Raw genomic sequence first — 17198 nt, forward strand, 5'->3', positions numbered from 1 at the left:
TTGTTATACTGGAAAATGGGAGGGAATGCGCGATGATTCAGCAGCTTTCCGGTCTGATGCTGGTTGCCGCACTGCTGTTTTCTACAGGGACAAGCTCCATGGGAAAAGAGATCAAACAAGTAGCCCAGGATGCTTTCGAACAGCCGTATCTTGCGGTAACACCTACAAAGTCCAATCCAGGCGATGTGGTGCTCGTGAAAAGCAACCACTCTGCCACTGTATCCCTTTTTGACCATATGTACCGGCTACAGCCCTCAGCGGGAGAGTATGTCCGGTTTATTCCGGTTCCCTTTAACGCCAAAACAGGAACCCATACCATACAAACCCAGGATCAAAAACATTCAGCTACCTTGACGATTTTACCAAAAGAGTTTAAAGTAGACCGGCTTACCGTATCCCAACAGCTCAATAGCATGAGGCAGGATACGGCGAGAATTGACGCCGATCAGAAAAAGATTAACGCTGCCCGCTCCAAATCGGCGGAGACCGCGTATTTTACAGACAAATTTTTGTGGCCAGCAGAAGGCCGCATTACAACCCCCTATGGATATCAACGAGTGGTGAACGGAGTACCGGCCAATCGACATGCAGCCATAGATATCGCCAACAAAACGGGTACGCCGATCGTGGCCACCAACAACGGTCGTGTGGTACTTGCAGACTCTTTGTATCTGACTGGCAATACGGTGATCATCGACCACGGCCTCCAGGTATTTTCGATCTATGCACATATGTCTAAAATACAGGTGAAAACAGGTGATGAAGTGAAAGCTGGGCAGCAAATCGGTCAGATTGGCTCGACAGGCTTCTCGACTGGACCCCACTTGCATTTTGGCATGCTAATCGGCAATACGTATGTCAATCCGCAGCCATTCCTAGAAGCATCGCCTTTCCTCTGGGAGTGACATGGAGGTAGTTTAATCATGAAGACAACACAAGTACCCACTCGGGTTTTGAACAACCTTGTTCATTTTTTGGCACCGTATGAACAAGCTGTTGATGAAATGAAGCTGAAGCTGAAGGGAATCAAATACGGGTTTTTGAAGCGGGGAAGATATTCTCCTATTGAGTTTGTGGTTGGTCGTGTAAAAAAAGTGGACAGCCTTATAAAAAAGGCGCAGGAAAAAGGGATTGACTTTACCAGCAGCAACTGGCAGGAGGATGTAGCACGCGAGGTCACCGATATTGCGGGATTGCGAGTCGTTTGCCGCTATGTAGATGATGTGCTTGAGGTCAAGCAACTGCTGCAGGAGCGGGAAGATATTGTCATTCACGATGTCAAGGACTACATCGCTTCTCCGAAAGACTCTGGTTATCGCAGTATTCACATGATTGCCTCTTATACGGTTTATCATGGCAGTGAAAAGATCCAGTTGTTTTGTGAAATTCAAATACGGACACTCGGCATGAATTTTTGGGCAACCAATGAACACGAACTTCGGTACAAATACGCCGGAAACATTCCGCAAAATGTTCTGGACCAGTTGTACGAGGCTTCTTTGATCACGCATCAATTGGATGTGCTGATGAACAATCTGCGGCAGGAAATTTTGGCACCGCAGGTAGTAGATTTGACATTGGAAGAAAAGCTGGAAGAAATCTTTTCTTTATATGTGAAACAAGATTTGGAATCTGCTGCGGCGCTCTATCGCGAACATGTCAGCGGTTTTGAACAGGCTTTTCAGGATAATCCTAAGTTCAAAATGATCTATGATTTGCTTGGAAAACGTCTCCGTTAGCACCAGTGTGATGTGAGTGACAACAAGGCCGAATCGTAAGGAAAGGAAACAAACTAGCATGCGTACATTACTTATCAGCTTGCTCGCTGTGGCTTGCCTCTTTTCCACTTCCATTGTCAAGCCGGCAGCGGCGCAAGACGGCACTGCTGTTTTGACAACGGATCAGATTAACGGGGAATCTGCTATCCTCATTGACGCCAAGACGGGTCAGGTGTTGTTTGAAAAAAATCCTCATGAAAAGCTCTTTCCTGCAAGTATTACCAAAATCGCAACGGGAATTTATGCGATTGAAAATGGAAATCCAAATGATATCGTAACCGTTTCCAAGCGGGCTCGCTGGGAAGAGGGAACGCGTGTGTACCTTGCTGAAGGTGAGCAAGTGACGTTGGAAAAACTGGAATATGGGTTGTTGATGAATTCAGGGAATGATGCAGCGACCGCGATTGCTGAACATTTGGGCGGGACAGTCGAACATTTCGCGGATCAGCTCAACGCGTACCTCGCTGAAAAGGTCGGCGTTACCGAAACCCATTTTACCAATGCCCACGGCCTGCATGATCCAGAGCATTACACGACAGCCTCCGATATGGCGAAAATTGCCCAATACGCGATGCAAAATCCCAAGTTTCGTGAGATGGTCGCCACTGAGAGACTGCCTTGGGATGGATTGGAATGGAAAACGGTCGTGGTGAATCACAACAAGCTGCTTCGCAACTACGAAGGAGCGACTGGTATCAAAAATGGGTTCACGGATCAGGCTCGCAATACCCTGGTTGGGTCTGCCAAACGGGGAGATTCCGAATTTATTGCAGTCACCATGAAAGCAGGCTCCAGTAATTTCACCTACAAGGATGTTACGGCGATGCTGGATTACGCTTTTGCCCATTTCGAAACCAAACAAATTGCCAGTGCCGGACAAACCTTCACGCGAACAGTGCCCAATGCAAATCAGGAAAAAGGAGAATCGGTTACCTTTACGGCTGATCAGGACCTCTATGCCACTGTCCCGATTGGCACAAATCCTGAGACGGAAGTGGCAATGAATGGGCAGCTTATTGTACGGGCGGATAAACTATCGCGCACCTATGCCCTCAAAAGGAAGGAAGAGCCTCGCGTTGCGGCGGCTTCTTCAGCCGAGGAGGAGACACAACCCGCCATGTCCAACGGTTCTCGGTACGGGATTCTGTTTACCTGGTTAGGGCTCAATATCTTTTTGGTGGTGTACATTGTCGCGCGGGCTCGAAAGCGGCGGCGTCAGCGCTTGCGTCAGATTCCGCGCCGTGCCAACTGGTCATAGACCTACCGTTTCGAGCAGTTTTGAAACATCAAAAAAGCCGTCCCGGCTTCAACATCGGGACGGCTTTTCTTGTTGCGACCCAGGTGTTCGTCCTTGCCGAGCCGGTTTTACGAATTTGGATCGAAAACACCAGTTGATGAATATTCCCGGTTTCCTGTATTTGCGCACCGTCAGCGACGACGAATTGGCGCAGAGGGAGAGGGGCTATTAGCGTGAACACGCGAAAACCAAGGAGCAAAGCAGGGAAGAGTTGTCATTTCAGACTTCCTGCGGATATCTAACTGCAAAATAAAAACCGTTGTCTGGTTTTCGGGACAACGGTTTTTTTGTGGATATCATAGTGAGTCGGGTTTCTGTGTATCATCACTTTCATCCTCAGAAGGCTGTACGATTTCACTCTGTGCATTTGCCAAACTGCTTGTGAAGGCAGGATCGGGAATTTGATCATTTTCAGGAACTTTCTCAATCACTATCCGCCACAGACCGGGATCAAATACATGCTCTTGATTCATAGTAAAAATATTTTCAAATCGCTGCGTGCCGTTGCTTTGAGAATGTATTTCTTCTGACAATGGTGCAGGCGTATTGATATCAATTGGCTGCGATCCAGAATTCGGTGTGATTACTGCAGGCTCCTGCACGATTGCTGGTGTTGTCACCGATGGATTCGATTGATTTGGATCCGCATGTTTCTTAGCTAATGAAGAGCGACGCTTCTTTGTTTTGGGACGGACATTCTTCGACACTGTTCTTGGCTTCGTTTTCAGTTTTCTGATTGCCATCGATTAATCCTCTACCTTTCCTAGAAATAATCGGTTTTTCTCATGGTCTTCTCCTTCAATGTTGGAGGGGACATCGGGATTGGAAAAAATATAATTCAACCGGCAGGCAAGTTCATCACTGTTTCGAGCAGGAATAATAAATCCTGTTTGGTTATGGGGTACCATTTCTGGTATGCCGCCTGCGTTTGAGGCAACGACAATCTTTCCTGTGACCTGGGTTTTCATGATAGAGAATGGGTGGTTGTCCTGAACGGAAGGAAGAACGAGGACATGACTTCGCTTCATGAGCTGAGGAACGTCGCTTCGGTCCCCTAAGAAGTGGACCACTTTAGAATCATCAATTACTGCTCACTACGATATATGTCAAACCAAGCAAAAGGGGAAGAGGATGTTCAACTATTTTTTACGAGATATCATCCCTAGTCTTGTAAAAAATAGTTGAAGCGACCATATCGGGTGAAGGGTTGTTCACATAACGTAACATTGTTAAATTGTTAAAAAGAAGGGAACCCCGTTGACCATAAGCAATGATAAAGATGCACCTGTCATAGCCATCATCGAGTTAGGATATGTCGGGTTACCTCTTACCATGCTATTTGCATCAAAACAGTGTCGGTAATTGGTATAGACGTGGATACGACAAAATAGAATTGCTTCGTTCGGGTAAAAGGTACTTGACAGACATAGATGAACGAGAAATAGGACGGCTGAATGATACAGGGTACTTCAAAGTGACGGATGACTTTTAAGCGGAACCGCCCCCTTGCGCTGGTTCGAAAACTGTCTGCCGAAGATGATGAGATCACGCTCATGGAAACACGAGTAAAAGGCCTGGCATCCAACTGTTTGCAGAAGCGCGGTTGGGTACTCAGACTGTCTTTTTGATTTTGCTTTTTTGGCTATTTATAGTACGATAATCGAGTAAGAATATTAAAGGAAGAAAAGGGGCCGATGTCATGAGCTTCCATATTGGAGCAAAACCAAACGAGATCGCAGAAACTATCTTGCTGCCGGGTGACCCTCTTAGAGCCCAATACATAGCAGAGAATTTCCTTGAAAACGCAGTCTGCTACAATCATGTCCGCAATATGCTTGGTTTTACGGGGACTTATAAGGGACAACGCGTTTCTGTTCAGGGAACCGGAATGGGTGTACCTTCGATCTCTATTTATATTCACGAGTTGATGGAGCAGTATGGCGTACAGAAATTGATCCGCGTCGGAACCTGTGGGGCGATCCAAGAAGATATCAAAGTACGTGATGTCATTATAGCCATGACCTCTTCTACTGATTCTCAGATCAACCGTCTGCGTTTTGACCAGATTGATTTTGCCCCAACAGCAGACTTTGAGCTTTTACATAAGGCTTATCAAACAGCAGTAAGCCGCGATTTGTCCGTGAAAGTAGGAAACGTCTTTACTAGCGATACCTTCTATCAAGAAAGTCTGGATCTGTACAAAAAACTGGCAAGCTATCAGGTACTGGCAGTCGAGATGGAAACCACAGCTCTCTACACACTTGCTGCCAAATTTAAACGCAAAGCACTGTCTATTCTGACAGTCAGCGATCATATCATGACGGGAGAGGCAACTTCGGCGGATGAGCGCCAAACTACATTTAACACCATGATCGAAGTAGCCCTCGATGCTGCAACCCAAAAGTAAAACGAAGGCAACCCACAGCGTTTCGCGTTGTGGGTTGATTTTTTTATTCAGGGCCTTTTTGGTCAGCCGGATAACGTCTGCGGCGCCATTCCAAAATAAGTCGCAAGGCAATCAGGCAAATGATCAACCAGGAGGCGCCCGCCGCAAAGCCTGCAAGGACATCGCTCGGGTAATGGACACCGAGGTAAATCCGACTGATTCCGATCAAGAGAACGAGGACGAGAGTGCCGGCGACGATCCAAAATTTTGGCCAAAACTGCCGCAAAAACAAATGGCAAAGCAAAGCGAGCATGCCATAGAGAACGATCGAATTCATCGAATGACCACTGGGAAAACTGTAACCACTCTCTTCAATCAACCGATTCAAAGTGGGACGCTGACGATGAAAGATCCATTTGAGCACTGAATTAAACACAGCTCCACCCGCAAGTCCAATAATCAGAAAAAAAGCCTCCCAGCGTTTTTTCCAGATGAACATCGCAATTGCTGAAATGAGCAGCAGCAGGATCAGAAATAGCGGCGATCCCAGGAAGGTGCATATTTTCATAAAGATCGTCAGACGCGGACTTATCAGTGACTGAACCCCAATCGTGATGGCATCATCAAACGCGAATAGCCTGTTTTGACTCAGATTTTGGGCAAAGATGAAAAAGGAAAGAAGAAATAAAGCCAAGAGGAGAACAGAAATGAGAATATATCGTTTGGTTGGGGGAGGCGGGGTATCGTGCTGGTTCTTCATGGCTGACGGTCATCCTGTTCATTTTGTACTGAGGGTTATTATCCTCTTTTTGATGATATTTAGTCGGATGGTAGGTGAACCGCCCGATTCTTTTACGTTGAATCGTCGTGCATTGCCAGCATTTCCTTAAACGTTTGGGGGAAAGGGACGACGCGATCTTTGCTCCGAAAAGTTCCTATAATGATCAGAATCGGGGCTTTTCTAAGAAGGTGGTAAATGAACCGTAGTCCCTTGGTAATTGAGCAATTGATAAGAAATCATTACTTTTGGTGACATGCTATAATTGAATTAAATTTAAAAACATCGAAACTGCCCTCATACGGCGCTTCATCGGATAAGGATCAAAAATACGTGGAAAGGAAGATACTATGTCCCAGGAGTATATAGAAATCCGCGGCGCCCGGGAAAATAACCTGAAAGATGTATCATTGCGTATTCCCAAGCGCAAAATCACCATTTTTACAGGCGTTTCCGGTTCCGGCAAATCGTCGATCGTTTTTGATACCATTGCCGCCGAATCGCAGCGTCTACTGAACGAAAACTTCAGTATGTTCGTCCGCAACTTTCTGCCGCGCTTTCCGCAACCGGATGCAGATGCGATCGAAAATCTTAGCATGGCGGTTATCGTCGACCAAAAACGCTTGGGTGGCGGCGCTCATTCGACCGTAGGCACGATTACCGATATCGCTCCCATTCTCCGTCTTCTCTTCTCCCGCGTAGGTCAGCCCTATGTTGGACAACCGCATATGTTTTCGTTTAACGATCCGCAAGGCATGTGTCCCGAGTGCAACGGGATTGGTCGAAGTCGGTGCGTAGACATGAGCAAGGCGCTGGATATGTCAAGGTCGCTCCATGAAGGGGCAATTATGCTGCCGGACTTTGCGGTGAACAGCTTCGATTGGACGATGATCGTGCAGTCCGGGTCCTACGATCTCGACAAGAAGCTGAGCGATTTTTCGGATGAGGAGCTTGAGCAACTGCTGTACGCCAAGGCAAGGAAAGTGGAAACACAGTTCGGAGGGAAGACAGTGAATATTACGGTGGAAGGCTGCATCGAGAAGTTTACCAACAAGTACATCAAGCGAGATGTCAAAACGATGTCGGAACGCACCCAGAAAAGGGTGGAGCCGTTTATAACCGATGGTCCATGTCTCCTTTGCCGCGGAGCTCGCCTCAGCCAGGCCGCTCTCAGCTGTAAAATAAACGGCAACAATATTGCCGAACTATCTTCCATGGAGGTAGGTCGGCTGATTGAGGTCATCAAGGAAATAAAAGATCCGATAGCGGCACCTATGGTTAAAGCTTTAACGGAAAGGCTGCAGCGCCTGGTTGATATTGGCCTGGAATATCTCAGCCTTGACCGCGAAACCGACACTTTATCCGGTGGAGAATCACAGCGTGTCAAAATGGTCAAACATCTCAGCGGCAGTCTCGTGGATGTGGTATACATTTTTGATGAGCCAAGCGTTGGTTTGCATCCCCGCGATGTGCACCGGCTTAATGAATTGCTGCAAAAACTGCGCGATAAAGGCAATACTGTCATTGTCGTCGAACACGACCCCGATGTGATTGAAGTAGCCGATCATATCGTTGATGTCGGACCTTTTGCCGGCAGCCGCGGCGGTACCATTGTTTACGAAGGCAGCTTTTCCGGCCTTCTGCAGTCCGATACTCTGACGGGCAAGCATATGAAACACTCGATGCCAATTAAGGATCATTTTCGTCCTGCCAAGGGCAAACTATCCATCGTTGACGCCAATCTACACAACTTGAACAATGTTAGCGTCGATATTCCAACGGGTGTATTAACGGTAGTGACAGGCGTTGCCGGTTCCGGAAAAAGCACATTGATCAACGAGGTGTTTTTGCAAAAGCATCCCGATGCAATCGTGATCGACCAGAGCGCTGTCGGTACCTCTACTCGGTCAAATCCGGCCACCTACACGGGTATCATGGACGACGTGCGCAAGGCTTTTGCATCGGCCAACAAAGTGAGCCCCGGTTTGTTCAGCTTTAACTCCAAGGGTGCCTGTGAAAACTGCCAAGGCCTTGGTGTTGTTTATACCGATGTGGCATTTTTGGACAACGTGAAAACAACCTGCGAGGTTTGCGGTGGCAAACGTTTCAAAGAAGAGGTGCTGGCCTACAAATTGGGCGGTAAATCGATCGCCGATGTTCTGGAGATGACCGTTGAACAAGCTCTCTCATTCTTTGATCTCAAAGAAGTTGTTCGCAAGCTGCAGGCCATGAGTGACGTGGGTCTGGATTATTTGAAACTCGGCCAGCCGCTCAGCACACTTTCGGGCGGTGAGTGCCAACGCATTAAGCTGGCTAGCGAACTGCATAAAAAGGGAAGCATTTACGTCATGGACGAGCCAACCACCGGCCTGCACATGTCAGATATCACCCATTTGCTAGCTATCATGAATCGTCTTGTAGATGCCGGAAATACTGTCATTGTGATCGAACATAACCTAGATGTCATCAGAAACGCTGATTGGATCATAGATATGGGTCCCGAAGGCGGCAGCAATGGCGGTAATGTCATATTCGAAGGCACTCCGAAACAGCTTTTGAGTGCGAAACATTCACTTACAAGCAAGTATTTGAGCAGGTGATTGTTCACCCTTTTGAGGATATCATTATTGACGGAAAGGTAGATTTCGGTAGGCAGCCAGAACGAACGGCTGCCTTTTCAATGGGCAAGGGATGTAGCTTACATTGGTAAACCGCTAAAGTAATACAATGTGAAGCGAGTAAATGGTGGATCGTCAATGCTTGACTCTCACGTAAACTGGAGACTTATACTAATTCTTGAGAGGAGGAGTAAGTCTCATGTACAGCATTGGACAACTATCCAAGAAGACGAATATATCCATTCGAACATTGAGATTTTATGACGAAATCGGGCTGTTGAAGCCTGCAAAGGTAGCTGATTCGGGCTATCGGTACTATTCGAATGAGGAGGTTGGTTTGCTTCGTCATATTACGGCACTAAAGGAGCTGGGTTTTTCTCTCGCGTCCATCAAGGAATTATTGTTTACAGAGAAAGATTCGCAGGAGCACCGATGGGAAACTTATTTGGATTTTGAGCTCGCGACAATCGCAGAAAAAAAGAAACGTCTAAACGAGATGGAAATGTTGCTCCAGACTGCGCGGCATGCGTTTGAGATGAAGGGACAGGTTGAATCTGAGGATATCTTTCTGTTCATTAAGACTATGCGCTCTTCACCCGATACAAGGGAAAAGTTCCTGGCCAAGCACTTCACTGAGCAGGAAATCGATATAATTAAAAGCTTGCCGAAATTGGACAAGAACGATCCCCGGAGCATGGAGTGGGCGAAGTTGATCCGGAAGGTCAAGGAGCATATGCACGAACCTCTGTCCTCAGACATTTCGCAGCATCTCGCTGCGCAAATTATAAACCTTTCGATGGAATGGTTTCAGCAAGATGAGGAGCTTATTGACAAGTATTGGTCAATGATTCGTCCCGAAAAAGGCAAGGAAACAAAGGTGTATGGATTGGATGCAGATGTCATGGATTACATCGATCGGATTGTCGATTGGTACTTGCGACACGCACAGGAGGAAGACGACGATGGCAGAAAAAAAAGATAAGCGTATAAGCGAGTCGAGAGCATGGGCCTATGTGCTCTTAGGAGGACTATTGGAAATTGTATGGGCAAGCGGGTTTAAATACGAGGCCATTCCTAGCATTGTCGTTCTTGTCTCCTTAATAGTAAGTTTCGATTTGATCATAAAGGCTACCAAAGTGCTGCCGGTTGGTACGGCATACGCCGTTTTTGCAGGGATGGGGACTTTGGGAACTACGGTTGTGGAAATCGTGCTGTCTGGCGGCGTTAGCGTTTTGAGAATTGTACTTATACTAACGCTGTTAGCATTTATCATCGGTTTGAAATTATCGAGTAAAGGCGGTGAATCGTAGTGAGTTGGATGTTGCTTATTGCGGCGGGGCTATTGGAAGTTGTCGGGGTCATTGGGATTAAACTCGTCGCCCGAAATAACAATTGGTTCAATAACATCATTCTTATTGCCGGATTCATCTCAAGCTTCCAATTGCTTGTCCGAGCAATGGAAACGATACCGCTGGCAACAGCTTATGCGGTTTGGACAGGAATTGGAACCGTCGGGGCTGCCGTGGTCGGAATGATATTTTTCAAAGAGTCGAAGAGTTGGATTCGGATCGGCTGCATACTTGGAATTATTTTCTCTGTAGTTGGATTAAAGATAGTCAGCTAACCCCCAATCCCTGGGGGTATTTTTCTTGGTACGATGTTAAATGAATCAGCGGAAACGTTGTGGGCGATATGGTATGCTTACTGATAATTTCGCTGAGTCCGATAATATATATTATGTAAACTAACGAAAACACAAAGCGTACCAATAACTCAAAGGTCTTGGTTCCGATGATCGACATTATCAGGAATCTGGTCGACAAAAGTTCCTGATAATCATAAGGTACATCCGTATAAGTTACGGACCCGTTCAAAGATGTTTCATGGACGGTCCATAAATGTCGGTTGCGTCGATTTTTTAGGAGGACGATCCATTTTGCAGGTTAGACGAGCGATTGATGAATTTTTGAGTTACATGCAGGTTGAGCGGAATGTATCCGTCAACACGATTCGCAGCTACGCGTACGATTTACACGTATTTGAGGCATTCTTACAGAAAGTTCACGGAATAACTGAGCTGCAGCACGTGTATAATTCGACGTTTCGGCGTTTCGTACAAGACCAGGTCATTGAGCATCAGACAAGGCCAAGAACGCTGCAAAGGCGTATTTCTTGCTTAAAATCCTTTTGTCGCTTTTGTGCAAAGGAAAATTGGATCACCTATGAGTTTATGGTGGGCATTCAAGCACCGAAAACAGATAAAAAACTGTCAGTTTATATGAAGTTAATCGAGTTACAACAGCTTTTTCGATTTCTCGAATCTGACCAACGAAAGTTTGCGTTACGTAACCATGTCATGTTCAAGCTATTAGCGACAACCGGCATGCGCCGACAAGAATTAGTTGATTTGACTTGGGAACAAATTGATCTGGAATGGAATACTGTAAGGATCTACGGGAAAGGTAACAAGGAACGAGTCCTCCCTCTCCATCCGATGGTGCTACCATTGATCCAGAGGTATCGTGAGCAGGTGGAACCTTATCGGTTGCACCCAAAAGAACCGGTTTTTACGAATTATCTTGGCGAAATATTAGACCCGCGGGGACTACATCGTATCTTTAAATTAACCCTTGCGCATGCAGGTTTACCACCACATCGTTTTACGCTGCATCATCTGCGACATACGTTTGCGACGTTGCTGCTACGTTCCCAGGATGCTGCTTCCAAAGTGGATATCCGTACGTTACAGGAACTTCTTGGCCACGAAAGCTTAGCAACTACGTCTATCTACACCCATGTAGACCTCGAACAAAAGAAACAAGCAATTGAATCTCTGAGAGTTGACTTGTAAAGGAAAAAACCTCTCCTCTAGATTGTGTTATACAAATAGAGTGGAGGTTTTTCATTTTTAATTTCAGTTCATAAAATTGCTATTTCATGAACTGAAACGAAGAAACTATTTACATTTCTTTGTCTCAGGTATCGATTCTCCTAAAATCGCCGCTTGGTTGAGGTTTGTGATGGACGCTCCTTTTACCACAACCCTATCCATTGCCAATTTTTGTCCTTCATGATGTCACCAACTTGGATGTCATTTATCTGCCTCCTCTTCCTTGCCGAATCAACGCTTCTTTCGGAGCAAAGTCCATCAACGAGCGAATGGATTGGCACAATTTTTCGATCGAGTAGCGCTCTAAGACCTCATTAATGTCCAACAGGATGACTCCCGTCGACCCCTCTCCCCCTTTCAACAATGACTACTGCCCCTAAGATGGCAAACTGGCCGCTGTTATTTTTGAACTATCGAACCCGTTTCTTTAATGAACGCAGATTTTTCATCTTCTTCACCGCGTCTTGCACCTTCTTCTCCATTCAGGCACACCAAGTACACCGTTCGGGATTTTCACATTAAAGATAACTTCCATACTGGGCGTACCAATGGTGTTACGCATCGAATCCTTGACGGCAGAATTTAAACTTTTCTGTGAATCTTGAACAAACGGGAAACGATAGTTCAACGAACAGAAATAAAAAGAACTCTCCAGACACAGAGGGTTCTTACATTTTTACCCATATACTTTGCCCTTGGTGACATCTACGCTGGAATTGAATTACCCCTTATTGTAGAGCGAACCCGTAGCGCCATCCGTCGATGCCCAGCTTGTCGGAATGTACCGCTCGTTCCCATCTGTAAAAGAAGCTTGAGATTGATGGTCCCGCCGGAAGCGGTGATCGTAACCGGCGAACCAACCGCAACGCTGGTTGGGTATACGCTTAGCATCCCTAATTTCGCCTGAGGTTCACTTTCAATGTTGATCACTGTAATCGAAAATATTCCGCCAAATGCGACGAGTAATGATATCATGATGATCATGGCAGGTTTTTTTAATGATAGCTTCGTCAGTCACTTCACCTTCACCTCCTCCTCTGTTCCCACTCTCTTCCCCATTCCATACGGCCAGTGCTTCATGAACAATATAGAGATCCAATGTGAACATCGGATGTACAAAAAATGACAAAAAGAAGGAGAACGCCATAACGGTGCGTACTCCATTGTGAACGGAAGATTTGTATGGACCCGATTCGTCAGGGCAAGTGATCTGTTGCCAGGTTAGTTTATAATCCCTTCCCTCGTAATTTCTAGCCGAATCTCAGGAGCAAAACGTACTTTTTGATAGTTGCTCCCCCAGTCTTCCTTCTGCTTCTCCCAAGTATCTGGATGGAACACCATGAGTTGCCTGCCGATACCTAATCCGTCGAAGCGGGCTTCTTGCATTTTTCGCAGCGTTTTTTGTGCCAAATCAGCCATTTCTTTGGATAGATGCCGGTTTAATCGGGCAACCAATTTTTTATCACGCAAGCGATCTCTAGAAAATTCAATGACATTCACTGTCCATTTCAGTGCCAGCTTAACTGTAATTTGACCGTTCGGCTGAACCAACACTTTCATCTTTCGCCTTGATTTTTCTACATTAAAGGTTAAGTATTGGTAGAAGTATTGTTGAGCCTTTCCGGCAATTACTTTTTTGGTGATTTTCGCCTAGGGGGCGAAGCGCTGCAACAGGGTTGCCCCTTCCACTCCTGTCTTGTGCTGTCTTTCACCCAAGCTGTTTCTGGTCAACTCAAATCATATGGGGGGCTGTTCGACTTTAAACGTGGCCTCATCAACTTCAAATACGCCGCCTGCTCCTGCTTCCCGTTTGAAGGAAGTAGCGTAAGGAAAACACATTTCTATATTGATTCGGGTCAGGGGCGATTGCCCCTAAAATTCCCAAAACCATACCAAAATAGCCTGTGCCAAGCTTGTACAACCCATTTTATGTTGGACTAGTGACTAAGCATCTATGATACCAGTTAGCCATCCCGCCATAGAATAAACCATGAGTCCAGGATGTACCTGCTATCTGTGATAACAATCAACAATGATTTGCTGTGGCTCTATTATCGCATCGGATTCCTTTTGAAACAAAGTATAACTTTGAACTATCGTTTATAAATGATCTAGGTAGCTGTTCTGCTTCAAAGGCAGACCTCTATAGATCCTTCTCAAATGGTGCCACGCCTGCCATGCGCTCGCCAGCAAAGCAATAGCGGGCTTGGCTGAGGTTTGTAATCACACCGGAAAAAGGAGCAATGACAGGATGACCTTCGAATGTGCCAAGCAAATGGCCTTTGTCGCAACGAGCGCCTGCTGTTGCAAGAGGCAAAAACAGTCCTGGATGAGGAGCCAATAGCGTGTTTATCCTTCCATAAAAGGTGACTTGTGATTGATGTAATTCTCCCTCAAGAACGCCTAGTCGGATTAAGTACCTGTTCAATGCCTCACAGCATTCTTCTGCAGCCTTAGCATTGATCACCCCGCCTGGTTGTCCGCCCGGCAGTTCAATGATCAATGCCTTTTGTCCCGTATGGCAGGATTCTACAAACAACTGTCCTGCCTGGCCGCCAGACTGAATGACAACCGGAATTCCTAACGCCTCAGCCAGTTCCTTCATCTCAGGATACTGCTCATAGAGAGCAAGCGTATAGGTGGACCCATCAACGCCACAGCAGTGAATATCGACGAGGAACTCTACATCACGAGTCTCCTTCCATAACCGATCAGCCAATTGCATGGTAGGACTGCCCTCAGCATTGCCTGGAAAAAAACGATTCATGTCCAGATGATCAAAGGGAGAACAGCGGGTCCGACTGCGATAAGAGGCAGGGTTACAAATCGGAATTACCTTAATCCGCCCAGATACCTTTTGACTTCCAAGCAGCTTGATTAATAAGTTGGCGGTATGAATAGCTGTCTGTTCATCGCCATGTACCCCAGCCGTAATGGCGATGCTTGGCCCCTGACCGTCCCCGAATTCGTGGATTGAAAAACTAGTGACACTTGTCGGTTCAAAAATAACCTCGCGAATGTTCATAGATTACTCCCTCCTAGAAATGAATTGTGTTACGACAATATTGATGATTGCATTTTCCATACCAATGCCATGTGTCTATATTTAATCGCTTCCTAGTCCTCTCTGGTTGTTGCAGGGGACACTGATTCACCCGTTACAGATAAATAGGGGCGTCATTTTCTACACACATGATTCATCTCATCTCAGGATCGCCGTATATTCCGATTAGATAATCGTTGGCATAAAATTTACTGATATGATTTTGTGATTAGATGATAGAAGAATGGAATTACGTTTCGACGAGAGCTCGATCCTTATCCATTAAGTAAGATAGAAACTCGACCCCCTTATCGGAAAGGGAGCTGCCTTTTCTCCCACGGCTGACTTTTATTAATTGGTCTTGGTTTAACAGCTTCATACGATAGCGAAGCTGTTCTTCCGTAATGTTCCAGCCCTCCCCTTGTAAGGAGCGGATAATGTAATTTCTGCCTACTGTAATCTTAGCATTATGAATAATCTGCAAGATAACCCTGATCTCTTCCAGAAAACCTTTTCTCTCATAAGATTGCTTGATTGCTTCAAAAATGAGTGTCCTTGTTTCACCTGATTCTTCCACGATTCTTTTGCTGCGTTTGAACAAGAGATCTTGTGGATAGACCACCTTGTCAACGACATGAGCCAAATATTCGATGATATTTTCCAGTTCTCTGATATTCCCGGGCCAATGATATAGTTCCATCTCCTTCCTCGCTTCTTCGGAAAAGACAAAAGATGGTCGTTGCAAGCGGTTGCAAATTTTTTTGATAAAGACGTTGGTGAGCAAGTAAACATCTTCCTTGCGATCACGTAAAGGGGGAATAAAAATCGGCAGGATATTCAGTCGATAATACAGGTCTGCTCGAAAACTCCCCTCCTCAATCATGCATTCCAAATCTTTGTTTGTCGCTGCAATAACGCGGATGTCGATCGGAATGACGTGATTTCCCCCTACCTTCATGATTTCTCTTTCCTGGAGTACTCGCAGTAATCGGTTCTGAATGGAATGAGAGACATCTCCAATTTCATCCAAGAAAATTGTACCATTATGAGCCTGTTCAAACAGTCCGATGTGTCCGCCCTTTTTTGCGCCCGTAAATGCTCCTTCTTCATATCCGAAAAGTTCACTTTCTAATAAAGTCTCAGAAATCGCGGCAAAATTCGCACCTACAAAGGGACCACTTTGACGTGGAGAACCGTTGTGAATCGCTTGGGCTAACAATTCTTTACCCGTTCCGGTCTCTCCTAGCAAAAGAACTGTAGAATTGCTTCGTGCAATTTTTTTAGCAATGTCGGTTACCTTTTGGAAAGAAGTGCTTATACCCGAAAGATCGTTAAACGTATATTTGGCAATGAGTCCTTTATTCAACATTTTTCTTCGATAATCATGCTCTAACTTGTTAATTTCTGAAGCTTTACGAAACAAGATCAAATAGCCCATGTTTTTTCCTTCTATGATAATGTGTGTCTTTCGAAAAAAGTAAGTCTGGTTATCCCAATGCACAATTTCTTCCTTTTCATAAGGTACTTCATGAATGATTTGATAAAAATGGGAAGGAATGCTGTTTGCTGTCCTATGATTTAATAGATCTTTGCCCTGCAGATGCAAGAGTTGTAGAGCCTTATGATTCGTAAGGCGAATGACATCTTCGTCATCAATAGCTAACACAGCATCTTCAATTCGATCAACGATGGTCTCCAGATGTTTGCGAAGAAGATTGGCTTTTTGAACTTCATCTCTAAGTTGTTCAGTTATATAGACGATTGATTGAAGATAGCGTGCTGTCAATTTTCGAGAGTCACGTCCCTCATGCTTAAAATGGGCGTATATTTCAATCCATGTTGATAAGTCAATCACTCGTGAGCCAATGTCAATAACTTTTTGGATAGAAGGCGGGACGAACTTTGATTCACCGGGTGTGATAGCAATTTGAATGTCTTCCGAATACGTTCCGCCCGGGTAATAGGGATAAAAGTCAAGGTCAATTCCTGAAGATTTCAAGAGGGAGACCGTTTCATTAGCCCTTTTTTGCAGGTCGCTTACAAGCAGCACCTTTATTCCACGTGGTATATCCAACATGTTACGTATGTTCTTGTAGTTAACCGTTCGTTTAGCTATAATATACTTCTGCTTTTGAGGCAAATACGCTTCGATTGTCGGAAGAATAAACTTACTAGAAAGAACAACCAGGGAATCTTCACTTATGGGATTATAGGCAAGCTGATTTACTGTGCGCCCCTCAAGATGAAAATCTTCTGATACCCCTAGTTCATGGCCTTGATTAATGAATAGTTCGAGCGATTGCTCAAGTTTCGAGATAAAGATGACTGTTTTCTTTTCCATACTGAGCTCCTCTTTTCGAATATATAAAGAAAAGGGTACACGTTGCACCCTTTTCTTCAAAAAATTC

15 protein-coding genes and 1 pseudogene are annotated in these 17198 nt (G+C 45.4%); 9 read left to right on the forward strand and 7 right to left on the reverse strand.

The features are described 5' to 3' along the window. Window positions 1–32: 32 nt before the first annotated feature. The 3 genes from NDK47_RS13575 to NDK47_RS13585 are packed head-to-tail and all read left to right on the forward strand — an operon-like array spanning window position 33 to window position 3036. On the forward strand, window positions 33–905 hold the full coding sequence (locus tag NDK47_RS13575) for a M23 family metallopeptidase (RefSeq protein ID WP_251875765.1): 873 nt from the start codon (window positions 33–35) through the stop codon (window positions 903–905). Between the two features lie 18 nt (window positions 906–923). Then, window positions 924–1739 (forward strand): GTP pyrophosphokinase, encoded by an 816-nt coding sequence (locus tag NDK47_RS13580; RefSeq protein ID WP_251875767.1) that lies wholly within the window; start codon window positions 924–926, stop codon window positions 1737–1739. A 58-nt stretch (window positions 1740–1797) separates the two neighbouring features. Next, a complete protein-coding gene (locus NDK47_RS13585; protein ID WP_251875769.1) occupies window positions 1798–3036 on the forward strand; it encodes a D-alanyl-D-alanine carboxypeptidase family protein in 1239 nt (412 codons plus the stop codon). A gap of 335 nt (window positions 3037–3371) precedes the next feature. Here the strand turns inward: NDK47_RS13585 and NDK47_RS13590 are convergent, their stop codons facing one another. Further along, window positions 3372–3818: a hypothetical protein gene (locus tag NDK47_RS13590; protein ID WP_251875771.1), complete on the reverse strand. Its 447-nt coding sequence runs from the start codon at window positions 3816–3818 to the stop codon at window positions 3372–3374. 3 nt (window positions 3819–3821) lie between these two features. Further along, the gene (locus NDK47_RS13595; protein WP_251875773.1) at window positions 3822–4103 is read right to left on the reverse strand and encodes a glycosyltransferase; all 282 of its coding nucleotides are present in this window, start codon (window positions 4101–4103) and stop codon (window positions 3822–3824) included. 671 nt (window positions 4104–4774) lie between these two features. On the opposite strand from NDK47_RS13595, the gene deoD reads away from it, so the two are divergent. Further along, window positions 4775–5482, forward strand: coding sequence for a purine-nucleoside phosphorylase (deoD, locus tag NDK47_RS13600; RefSeq protein WP_251875775.1), 708 nt, complete (start codon window positions 4775–4777; stop codon window positions 5480–5482). A gap of 43 nt (window positions 5483–5525) precedes the next feature. On the opposite strand, the gene NDK47_RS13605 is transcribed toward deoD, so the two are convergent. Next, complete coding sequence (locus tag NDK47_RS13605) at window positions 5526–6221, reverse strand: phosphatase PAP2 family protein (RefSeq protein ID WP_251875777.1); 696 nt, start codon at window positions 6219–6221, stop codon at window positions 5526–5528. Window positions 6222–6589: 368 nt separating this feature from the next. Between NDK47_RS13605 and NDK47_RS13610 the strand changes: the two genes are divergently transcribed. From NDK47_RS13610 to NDK47_RS13630, 5 genes are all read left to right on the forward strand, one after another. Beyond that, complete coding sequence (locus NDK47_RS13610) at window positions 6590–8839, forward strand: ATP-binding cassette domain-containing protein (RefSeq protein WP_251875779.1); 2250 nt, start codon at window positions 6590–6592, stop codon at window positions 8837–8839. 217 nt (window positions 8840–9056) lie between these two features. Beyond that, complete coding sequence (locus tag NDK47_RS13615) at window positions 9057–9839, forward strand: MerR family transcriptional regulator (RefSeq protein ID WP_251875781.1); 783 nt, start codon at window positions 9057–9059, stop codon at window positions 9837–9839. Continuing rightward, window positions 9820–10167, forward strand: coding sequence for a DMT family transporter (locus tag NDK47_RS13620; protein WP_251875794.1), 348 nt, complete (start codon window positions 9820–9822; stop codon window positions 10165–10167). The genes NDK47_RS13615 and NDK47_RS13620 overlap by 20 nt, the downstream gene beginning before the upstream one ends. Beyond that, a complete protein-coding gene (locus NDK47_RS13625; protein ID WP_251875796.1) occupies window positions 10167–10481 on the forward strand; it encodes a DMT family transporter in 315 nt (104 codons plus the stop codon). Before NDK47_RS13620 ends, NDK47_RS13625 begins: the two co-directional genes overlap by 1 nt. Before the next feature lie 312 nt (window positions 10482–10793). Then, a complete protein-coding gene (locus NDK47_RS13630) occupies window positions 10794–11708 on the forward strand; it encodes a tyrosine-type recombinase/integrase (RefSeq protein WP_251875798.1) in 915 nt (304 codons plus the stop codon). 117 nt (window positions 11709–11825) lie between these two features. Here NDK47_RS13630 and NDK47_RS13635 read toward each other — a convergent pair. The 4 genes and pseudogenes from NDK47_RS13635 to NDK47_RS13650 form a co-directional block, all read right to left on the reverse strand. Continuing rightward, a pseudogene (locus NDK47_RS13635) lies at window positions 11826–12133 on the reverse strand (cation-transporting P-type ATPase); the annotation flags it as partial. 835 nt (window positions 12134–12968) lie between these two features. Then, the gene (locus NDK47_RS13640) at window positions 12969–13301 is read right to left on the reverse strand and encodes a Ger(x)C family spore germination C-terminal domain-containing protein (protein ID WP_251875800.1); all 333 of its coding nucleotides are present in this window, start codon (window positions 13299–13301) and stop codon (window positions 12969–12971) included. A gap of 589 nt (window positions 13302–13890) precedes the next feature. After that, the gene (locus NDK47_RS13645; RefSeq protein ID WP_251875801.1) at window positions 13891–14772 is read right to left on the reverse strand and encodes a succinylglutamate desuccinylase/aspartoacylase family protein; all 882 of its coding nucleotides are present in this window, start codon (window positions 14770–14772) and stop codon (window positions 13891–13893) included. 268 nt (window positions 14773–15040) lie between these two features. Further along, window positions 15041–17131, reverse strand: a complete 2091-nt coding sequence (locus NDK47_RS13650; protein WP_251875803.1) for a sigma 54-interacting transcriptional regulator — start codon at window positions 17129–17131, stop codon at window positions 15041–15043. Between the last annotated feature and the right edge of the window lie 67 nt (window positions 17132–17198).

The organism is Brevibacillus ruminantium (assembly GCF_023746555.1).
GTDB lineage: Bacteria > Bacillota > Bacilli > Brevibacillales > Brevibacillaceae > Brevibacillus > Brevibacillus ruminantium.